Consider the following 8,629-nt stretch of genomic DNA (forward strand, 5'->3'; position numbering starts at 1 on the left):
GCTTACAGCTTGGCCAGCGAGACCTCGGTGGACTTCACGAGGGCCACGACCTCGGAGCCCACCTGCAGATCGAGGTCCTTGACCGAGCGCGTGGTGATGACCGAGGTGACGATGCCCCAGGGGGTTTCGACATCCACTTCCGAGACGACGTCGCCCTGGATGATCTCGCGGACCTTGCCGCGGAACTGATTGCGCACGTTGATGGCTTGAATGGACATGGTGGTTTCTCCAGATAGGAAAGGTCAATCAACAAAAGATCAGACGGCCCAGCGCAGACCGTGGGCGGGAATGCCCGTCCACGACAGGTCCTGCGCGGACGTTTCGCCTTCGGGTTGCTGCAGCACGCGATCGAGGATGCGTTTTTCGATCGCTGCGAACGCGGCATCGCCGCGCGAGCGCGGACGGGGCAGCGCGATGCGTTCGTCCAGCGCGATCGCGCCGTTCTCGATCAGGATCACGCGGTCGGCCAGCGCCACCGCCTCCTGCACGTCGTGCGTGACCAGCAGCGCGGTGAAGCCGTGGCGCTTCCACAGCCCCTCGATCAGTTCGTGCATCTCGATGCGGGTCAGCGCATCGAGCGCGCCCAGCGGTTCGTCGAGCAGCAGCAGGTGCGGCTGGTGCACCAGGGCGCGCGCCAGCGAGACACGCTGGCGCTGCCCGCCCGACAGGCGCGCGGGCCATTCGTTGAGGCGATCACCCAGGCCCACCTGCGCCAGCACCGTCTCGGCGTCCTGGCGCCGCTCCTGGGGCAGGCCCAGCGCCACGTTGTCGATCACGCGCTTCCAGGGCAGCAGGCGCGCGTCCTGGAACATGATGCGGGTGTCGGGATTCAGGCCATTCACCGCCCGGCCATCGAGCAACAGCTCGCCGCCGGTGGCTTTCTCCAGCCCGGCCACCAGGCGCAGCAGCGTGCTCTTGCCGCAGCCGCTGCGCCCGACGATGGCCACGAACTCGCCGGGCTCGATCACCAGGTCGTTGCGACGGAGCACCTCGCGCTTGCCGTAGTGCTTGCTGAGCTGGCGCAGTTCCAGCCGCACGCCGGTGGGTGTCTTTGCGTTGTCCTTGGCCATGGTCTCAGGCCTCCGGCTTGAACAGCGCCACATCGAGCGCGTCGATGCGGCGCGGCAGCAGCTTCTCGGCGAAGAAGGCATCGGCGATCTTCTGCTGCTCGGTCAGGTTCTGCGGCGTCACCGGGCGCACCGCGTAGCTGCGGCGGCCGTTGGCCTGCTCGACGATACCGGCATCCAGCCCCCAGAACGGTGCCAGCAGCGCCGCGGCTTCCTTCGGGTGTTGTTTGACCCAGCGGCCTGCCCGCTCCAGCTCGGCGTACAGCGCACCCAGCACCTCGGGGCGCGCCTGCGCGAAGCGCGTGCTGGCCAGGTAATAGCGCTGGTACGAGGCCAGGCCGGTGCCGTCGGACAGCACACGCGCGCCGGCCTGCTTCTGCGCAGCCGAAAGGAACGGGTCCCACACCACCCAGGCATCGATCGCGCCCCGCTCGAACGCGGCGCGGCCATCGGCCGGGCTCAGGTAGGCCGGGTCGATGTCGGCGAACGACAGTCCGGCCTTGTCCAGCGCGGCCAGCAGCAGGTAGTGCACGCCGGCGGCCTTGGCAAAGCCCACGCGCTTGCCCTTGAGATCGGCCACACCCCGGATTGGCGAATCGGCGCGCACCAGGATGGCCTGCGCGGTCGGTGACGGTGCTTCCTGCGCCACGAAGGTCAGCCGGGCACCGGCGGCCTGCGCGAACACCGGCACGGTATCGGCCACGTCGGCGCTGACGTCGATGTTGTCGAGGTTGAGCGCTTCGAGCAGCGGCAGACCGCTGGTGAACTCGTGCCAGCTGAGCTTGACACCCAGCGCCTCCAGCCGCCTTTCCAGCGTGCCCTGCAGGCGCAGCACGGCGATCAGCGTGGACGATTTCTGGTAGCCCAGCCGCACCGTGCGCGGCCCGCCGGCACCCTGCGCCAGCGCGACCCCGCCGGCCAGCGCGCCGATCAGACCGAGCGCCGCGCGGCGAGGGAAGGAAGAATGAAAAAAGTCGTTCATGGCAAACAATTCCGGGAAGTGGGTGGTGGTCTCAGGCCTGGTAACCGGGGTGCCAGCGCAGCCAGTAGCGCTCCAGGCCACGTGCGAACACGTCGGCCAGCTTGCCCAGCAGGGCGTACAGCAGGATGCCCACGAGCACCACGTCGGTCTGCAGGAACTCGCGCGCATTCATCGTCAGGTAGCCGATGCCGGCCTGCGCCGAGATGGTCTCGGCCACGATCAGGATCACCCACATCAGGCCGAGCGAAAAACGCAGGCCGACCAGGATCGACGACAGCGCCCCCGGCAGCACGATCTGCGTGTACAGCCCCCAGCGCGTCAGGCCGTAGCTGCGGCCCATCTCGATCAGGCCCGGGTCCACGTTGCGGATGCCGTGAAAGGTGTTCAGGTAGATCGGGAAGAACACCGACACCGCGATCAGGAACAGCTTGGCCGCCTCGTCGATGCCGAACCACAGGATCACCAGCGGGATCAGCGCCAGCGAGGGGATGTTGCGCACCATCTGCACGCTCGAATCGAGCAAGGTCTCGAAGAAGCGGATCGAGCCCGTCAGCAGTCCCAGCACCAGACCCAGGCCGCCGCCGATGGCCAGCCCCAGCAGGGCACGGCCCGCGCTCACCTTGACGTGCTCCCACAGCTCGCCCGAGACGGCCAGGCGCCAGAACGCAGCCACCACGTCCACCGGCGCCGGCAGCACGCGCGAGGACAGCCAGCCCTGCGCCGAGGCCAGTTGCCAGCCGGCGATCAGCAGCACCGGCAGCAGCCAGGGCAGCAGGCGCTGGCCCATGCCCCGGGCCACGGCCAGCAGGCGCTCGTTCGACAGGCCGGCCAGCAGGGCGCGGTCGGGCGCGTCGACGATGTCGGGCACCGGCGCGACCTGCAGCTCGCGGATGGCCGTTTGCACTCTTGTGTTCATGCGGAGTTCTCCTTGCGCTTTCGGTCAGCTCTGGGCGGCACGCGGCACGTAGACATTGGCCACGGTCTCGCCGAAGGAGCCGTTGGCCGCCGCCGCGGCCTGATCGCGCAAGCCGTCGCGCACCCGGCGCGGCAGCAGCGGGAAGACCAGTTCGGCGAAGCGGTAGGCCTCCTCCAGATGCGGGTAGCCCGAGAGCACGAAGGTGTCCAGGCCCAGTTCGGTGTACTCCAGGATGCGGTCGGCCACCTGCCGCGGGCTGCCCACCAGCGCGGTACCGGCGCCACCACGCACCAGGCCCACACCGGCCCACAGGTTGGGGCTGATTTCCAGGTCCTGGCGGGAACGCCTGACACCACGCTCGTGCAGCGCCGCCATGCGGCGCTGGCCCTCCGAATCCATCTTGGCGAACGCGGCCTGCGCGCGCGCCACGGTGGCATCGTCCAGCTTGCTGATCAGGCGGTCGGCATCGGCCCAGGCCTCGTCCTCGGTCTCGCGCACGATCACGTGCAGACGGATGCCGAAGCGCACCGTGCGGCCGTGCCGGGCGGCGCGCTGGCGCACATCGGCCACCTTCCTGGCCACTTCCTCCGGCGGCTCACCCCAGGTCAGGTAGGCATCGACCTGTTCGGCTGCCAGCTCGTGCGCGGCCTCCGACGAACCACCGAAGTACACCGGCGGGTGCGGGCGCTGCACCGCCGGGAACAGCAGCTTCGCGCCCTTGACCTGCAGGTGCCGGCCCTCATGGTCAAAGGCTTCGCCGGTGTGGCCGCGCGCAATGATCTCGCGCCAGATGCGGATGAACTCGGCCGACTGCGCGTAACGCTCGGCGTGGTCGAGGAACACCCCGTCGCCCTCCAGTTCGGCGCGGTCGCCGCCCGTGACCAGGTTGATCAGCAGCCGCCCGCCCGAGAGCCGGTCGAACGTGGCGGCCATGCGCGCGGCCAGCGCCGGCTGGTGCAGGCCGGGCCGCACCGCGACCAGGAACCTCAGCCGCTGGGTCACCGGCAGCAGGCTGGCCGCGACGACCCATGGGTCCTCGCACGAGCGGCCGGTGGGGATCAGCACCCCCTCGTAGCCCAGGCTGTCGGCCGCCTGCGCCACCTGCCGCAGGTAGTCGTGGTCGATCGCGCGCCCGCCCTCGGCGGTGCCCAGGTAACGGCCGTCGCCGTGGGTGGGAATGAACCAGAAGATGTTGAGACTCATGATGGAAACCGTGGGTAGGAATGGTTCTTGTGCGGGTACCTGTCGCGCGCCCGTCGTGAACCTGGGGAACCGGCTGGAACGGCGCGACCAGACCCCGCGCGGCGACCACCACGATTGCCAGTGATGTGGCAACCGGAAGGCCGTGAAGTGGTTGAGGAAAGCGTTCTGAGGCGCGTCGCCGGGGCAACGTCAGACGCTGCATGCCGTCGGGTACACCACGGAACGTGGGCACCCGGCCGGGCCGGTGGCGATCTTCAAAACGGACAAAGGGCCTCTTCCTTCAACAAACGGGCTCTGAAAAATGTCAGGCCCGATCATGGAGGGCCCCCCTACAAACCGGAACGAATCACTTCGTACTTGGTTATGACAAAACCGAATTAGCAGCAGAAGCGGGCAGGACCACCGCAGCACCGGTGCCGGATCACGGCCTCCCGGCCCGGCTTCATGCGATGTCCGCGTAGAAGCGCCGGGCGACTTCGGGATGCGAACGCAGTCTCCCTTTGAGCAGGTTGCGCCCGGTGTGCGGCACCATCGGGTTCAGCGGGTCGGCGTCCACGCCCCGTGCCTGTGCCGCGAGCGCCGGTGGCAGCGCGATCGGGTCCAGCGAGACCTCCAGCCGCGGGCTGATGAAGTAGGCCACCGACAGACGGCTCATCCCCGATGCCGGGCTGATCACGCGGTGCATGGTCGCGCGCAGGTAACCCTGGGTGAGGATCTCCAGCACCTCACCGAGATTGATCACGACCGTGCCCGGCAACGGTGGCACGTCGATCCAGCGCGGCTCGCCCGGGCCTTCGCGTTCGAGCACCTGCAAACCGGCTTCGGTGTCCTGCAGCAGCAACGTGAGACAGCCTGAGTCCTTGTGAGGCCCCACACCCTGACGCGACGCGCCGGGTGCCCGACCCGGGTAGTGGATCACCTTGGTGTGCAGCATGGGCGCGCCCGCGAAGGCGTCATTGAAGTGGTCTTCTGGCTGCCCGAGGGCCAGGGCGAGCGCACGCAGCAGTTGCCGTGCCACGTTGGTCAGCCGGTCCTGCCAGTCCAGAGCCACGGTGCGCAGCGCCGGCAACTGCGACGGCCACTGGTTGGGGCCTTGCAGGCGCTGCCAGGGTTCGGTGGCCCCTGCCCACAACGCGCGCTCGGCACCAATGTCCAGCTGTTCGCGCCAGTCGCGCTCTCCACGGGTGATCTCGTCGCCCGCGCGGGTGTAGCCACGGAAATGCGGCGAGTTCGCCATGTGGATGGCCTGCTTCTGTGCCGGCGGCAGGGCGAAGAAGGCGCGCGCGGTCTGTACCAGTTCTTCCACCTGTGCGGGTGGTATGCCCAGACCGGTGAGGTAGAAGAACCCGACGTGGTGCGCCGTCTCGCGCAGGCGGGTCACGAACGCCTCACGTTGCGCGGGCGTGCCGCTGGTGAAGTCGGACAGGTCCAGGATGGGCAGGGAAGCGGCGGTGGTCATGGTCAGGCAGAGACAAAGGGTGAGCGGATGTCGGAGAGGAATTGCTGTGCGCGCGGGTGCCGGGGCCGGTTGAAGAACTCGTCCGGCGTGGCGCGCTCCAGGATGCGGCCATGGTCCATGAACAGGACGCGGTCGGCCACCTCGCGGGCAAAACCCATCTCGTGCGTCACCACCAGCATGGTCAGCCCGTCACGCGCCAGGTCCTTGATCACCGCCAGCACCTCGCCCACCATTTCGGGATCGAGGGCCGACGTGGGTTCATCGAACAGCAGCACCGGCGGTTTCATGGCCAGTGCCCGGGCGATCGCCACCCGCTGCTGCTGCCCGCCCGAGAGCTCGGACGCATAGGCATGGGCCTTGTGCGCCAGTCCCACGCGCTTGAGCAGGGCGAGCGACTCGGTCTCGGCCTGCTCGCGGCTCAGGCCGCGCAGGCGCAGCGGTGCCAGCGTGCAGTTCTGCAGCGCCGTGAGATGCGGAAACAGGTTGAACTGCTGGAACACGAAGCCGATGCACGAGCGCAGCGCATTCACATCCAGCCCGCGCGCATGGATGTCCTGTCCGTCGAGCACGATCCGGCCGGACTGGATGGGTTCGAGCCGGTTCAGGGTGCGGATCAGCGTGGATTTGCCCGAGCCCGAAGGGCCGCAGATGACGACGATCTCGCCTTTCTCGATGCGCTCGGACACGTCCACCAGGGACTGGTACGTGCCGTACCACTTGTTGACTTGATGAAATTCGATCATGCGGGCACTCGCGGTGTCATGGGCTGTGGTTCGCTGCCGGCGGGCCGGCGCCGGGTGCGTTCGGACAGGCGTCGCTCGAGCCGGAAGGCCAGGCGCGACAGGCCGAAACACAGCACGAAATAGGTCAGCGCCAGGATCAGGTAGATCTGTGTCGGCAGCGTGAACACCTGGGTGTTGATCTGGGTGGCAATGAAGGACACCTCGGTCAGACCGATGATGTAGCCCAGCGAGGTCTCCTTGATGGTCGAGACGAACTGGTTCACCAGCGACGGCAGCATGTGGCGCAGGGCCTGCGGCAGCAACACCAGCCGCAGCGTTCCCAGGTACGACAGTCCCAGCGAGCGCGCCGCCTCGGACTGCCCCTTCGGCAGGGACTGGATACCGGCGCGCACGATCTCGGCCAGGTAGGCCGCGTCGAACACCACCAGCGCCAGCAGCATGGTGGTGAACTGACCGGTCTTCACGCCGGTGATGCTGGGCAGAAAGAAGTAGGCCCAGAACACCACCATCAGCAGCGGTGTGCCACGCACCACGAACACCAGTGCCGTCACGGGCCAGCGCACAAGGCGCCAGGGGCTGACCCGACACATGCCCAGCAACAGCCCCAGTGGCAGCGCCAGCACCAGCGCGGCACTGGCCAGCAGCAGTGTCAGCGCCAGACCACCGAGCGGGCCGTGCGGGTAGCGGCCGATGAGGAAGAACACCCAGTAGGTGTCCACCATTTCGAGGAAGGTCATCAGATCGCCCTCACCGGATGGCACCGCTGATACCAGGCCCCCAGGCCGGTGATCAGCAGGGACAGCGTGAGGTAGGCTACGGTGGCAAACACGAACGGTTCGAAACTGCGGAAGGTGGCGGTCTCGACCTTGGCGGCCTGGTACATCAGCTCGGCCGCACCGATCACGGTGGCGATGCTGGTGTTCTTCCAGAGGTTCAGGGTCTGCGAGACCAGCGGTGGCACGGTGACGCGCAGCGCCTGCGGCAGCACGACCAGACGCAGGCTGGCCAGAAAGCCCAGGCCCAGCGCACGGCTGGCCTCGAACTGCACGCGCGGCACGGCGCGGATGCCGCTGCGCATGTCCTCGGACATGTAGGCCGATGTGTAGAGGGTCAGAGCCACCACGGCGGCGATGGCTTCGAAGCTATGGCCATACAGCCATTCCCGCAGGGACTCGGGCAGCAGCTCGGGCGCGCCAAAGTACCAGAACAGCATGTGCGCCAGCAGCGGCACGTTGCGGATCGACTCCACGAACAGCCAGGCGATGGTCCGCAGCGGTGCCAGTGGCGACAGCCGCAGCAGTGCGATCAGCAGGGCCAGCGGCAGGGACAGCAACAGGGTGACGCCCAGCAGAACCAGAGACAGGATCAGGCCCTTGAGCAGCAACTCGTGATAGGGCCCCGACAACAGGATGGAGACATCAAAATCGCTCATGCGGCGGCATCGGGTGTCATGAGAAACCGGGGCACTGCTGGGCAGCACCCCGGTCCGGCGACATAGCAGACCCGTTCCTTCGCGGAACGGACGGTCCGGTCTCAGATCTGGTCGGTCTCGATCTTGAAGCTGCGGCTCGGGAACTTGAGCGGGCTGTTCGGGCCGTACCACTTCAGGAAGATCTTCTCGGCTTCACCGCTCTTCTCCAGCGCGCGCAGGGTGTCGTCCACGGCCGCCTTGACACCGGCCTCGCCCTTCTTGATGCCGAAGGCCAGCGGCTCCACACTCAGGTTCTGCGGCAGGATGATGTAGTCCTTGGCCCTGGCACCCAGCTTGGCGTGTTCGGCGATCAGGCTCGCCTCGTCGTTGACGAAAGCGGCACCCTTGCCCTGCTGCAGCGCCTGGAAGGCCTGCTGGGTGGTCTCGAACGTCACCACCTCGGCGGTCGGCACAGCCTTCCGGGTGTTGGGCTCCTGGGTGCCACCCTTGACGGTCAGCACCTTCCTGCCCGCCAGCTCGGGCACATTCCTGATGCCGCTGGAGACCTTGACGAGCGCCTTCTGGCCGGTGACCACGGTGGTCAGCGAGAAGTCCACCTGTGCCTCGCGTTCCTTGTTGTGGGTCAGCGAGGCGGCCAGCAGGTCCACGCCGCCTTGTTGCAGCTCGGGGATGCGGGCCGCCACGGCGATCTGCTTGAACACCGGCTTGACACCGATCCTGGCCGCGATGGCCTTGGCCAGATCGACTTCGTAGCCGATGAACTCGCGGGTCTTGGGGTCGATGAAGCTGTTGGGCTCGTCGATGCCGAGCACGCCGATGACGAGCTC

The 8,629-nt window shown here is 67.7% G+C and carries 10 protein-coding genes; all 10 read right to left on the reverse strand.

What is annotated here, in order from left to right; genetic code table 11:
- Positions 1 to 2: 2 nt before the first annotated feature.
- Positions 3 to 218 carry a molybdopterin-binding protein gene (locus PHQ87_RS11980; protein WP_300234512.1) on the reverse strand — a complete coding sequence of 72 codons (216 nt, stop codon included), beginning with the start codon at positions 216 to 218 and terminating at the stop codon, positions 3 to 5.
- A 39-nt stretch (positions 219 to 257) separates the two neighbouring features.
- Positions 258 to 1,070: an ATP-binding cassette domain-containing protein gene (locus PHQ87_RS11985; protein ID WP_300234514.1), complete on the reverse strand. Its 813-nt coding sequence runs from the start codon at positions 1,068 to 1,070 to the stop codon at positions 258 to 260.
- Positions 1,071 to 1,074: 4 nt separating this feature from the next.
- On the reverse strand, positions 1,075 to 2,049 hold the full coding sequence (locus tag PHQ87_RS11990; protein WP_300234517.1) for an aliphatic sulfonate ABC transporter substrate-binding protein: 975 nt from the start codon (positions 2,047 to 2,049) through the stop codon (positions 1,075 to 1,077).
- 31 nt (positions 2,050 to 2,080) lie between these two features.
- Positions 2,081 to 2,965 (reverse strand): aliphatic sulfonate ABC transporter permease SsuC, encoded by an 885-nt coding sequence (gene ssuC / locus PHQ87_RS11995; RefSeq protein WP_300234519.1) that lies wholly within the window; start codon positions 2,963 to 2,965, stop codon positions 2,081 to 2,083.
- Positions 2,966 to 2,989: 24 nt separating this feature from the next.
- Complete coding sequence (gene ssuD / locus PHQ87_RS12000; protein WP_300234522.1) at positions 2,990 to 4,168, reverse strand: FMNH2-dependent alkanesulfonate monooxygenase; 1,179 nt, start codon at positions 4,166 to 4,168, stop codon at positions 2,990 to 2,992.
- 442 nt (positions 4,169 to 4,610) lie between these two features.
- Positions 4,611 to 5,627: a 2-oxoglutarate and iron-dependent oxygenase domain-containing protein gene (locus tag PHQ87_RS12005; protein WP_300234524.1), complete on the reverse strand. Its 1,017-nt coding sequence runs from the start codon at positions 5,625 to 5,627 to the stop codon at positions 4,611 to 4,613.
- Between the two features lie 2 nt (positions 5,628 to 5,629).
- Positions 5,630 to 6,370 carry an amino acid ABC transporter ATP-binding protein gene (locus PHQ87_RS12010; RefSeq protein WP_300234526.1) on the reverse strand — a complete coding sequence of 247 codons (741 nt, stop codon included), beginning with the start codon at positions 6,368 to 6,370 and terminating at the stop codon, positions 5,630 to 5,632.
- Positions 6,367 to 7,107 carry an amino acid ABC transporter permease gene (locus PHQ87_RS12015; protein WP_300234529.1) on the reverse strand — a complete coding sequence of 247 codons (741 nt, stop codon included), beginning with the start codon at positions 7,105 to 7,107 and terminating at the stop codon, positions 6,367 to 6,369. Before PHQ87_RS12015 ends, PHQ87_RS12010 begins: the two co-directional genes overlap by 4 nt.
- The gene (locus PHQ87_RS12020) at positions 7,107 to 7,802 is read right to left on the reverse strand and encodes an amino acid ABC transporter permease (protein WP_300234532.1); all 696 of its coding nucleotides are present in this window, start codon (positions 7,800 to 7,802) and stop codon (positions 7,107 to 7,109) included. The genes PHQ87_RS12015 and PHQ87_RS12020 overlap by 1 nt, the downstream gene beginning before the upstream one ends.
- Before the next feature lie 101 nt (positions 7,803 to 7,903).
- A partial coding sequence (locus PHQ87_RS12025) for a transporter substrate-binding domain-containing protein (RefSeq protein ID WP_300234534.1) occupies positions 7,904 to 8,629 on the reverse strand: 726 nt, incomplete at its 5' end.

The organism is Hydrogenophaga sp. (assembly GCF_028698005.1).
GTDB lineage: Bacteria > Pseudomonadota > Gammaproteobacteria > Burkholderiales > Burkholderiaceae_C > Hydrogenophaga.

Coding starts and splice junctions, on each gene's coding strand:
- PHQ87_RS11980 (WP_300234512.1), bottom strand. CDS start 218: ATGTCCATTCAAGCCATCAACGTGCGCAATCAGTTCCGCGGCAAGGTC.
- PHQ87_RS11985 (WP_300234514.1), bottom strand. CDS start 1,070: ATGGCCAAGGACAACGCAAAGACACCCACCGGCGTGCGGCTGGAACTG.
- PHQ87_RS11990 (WP_300234517.1), bottom strand. CDS start 2,049: ATGAACGACTTTTTTCATTCTTCCTTCCCTCGCCGCGCGGCGCTCGGT.
- ssuC (WP_300234519.1), bottom strand. CDS start 2,965: ATGAACACAAGAGTGCAAACGGCCATCCGCGAGCTGCAGGTCGCGCCG.
- ssuD (WP_300234522.1), bottom strand. CDS start 4,168: ATGAGTCTCAACATCTTCTGGTTCATTCCCACCCACGGCGACGGCCGT.
- PHQ87_RS12005 (WP_300234524.1), bottom strand. CDS start 5,627: ATGACCACCGCCGCTTCCCTGCCCATCCTGGACCTGTCCGACTTCACC.
- PHQ87_RS12010 (WP_300234526.1), bottom strand. CDS start 6,370: ATGATCGAATTTCATCAAGTCAACAAGTGGTACGGCACGTACCAGTCC.
- PHQ87_RS12015 (WP_300234529.1), bottom strand. CDS start 7,107: ATGACCTTCCTCGAAATGGTGGACACCTACTGGGTGTTCTTCCTCATC.
- PHQ87_RS12020 (WP_300234532.1), bottom strand. CDS start 7,802: ATGAGCGATTTTGATGTCTCCATCCTGTTGTCGGGGCCCTATCACGAG.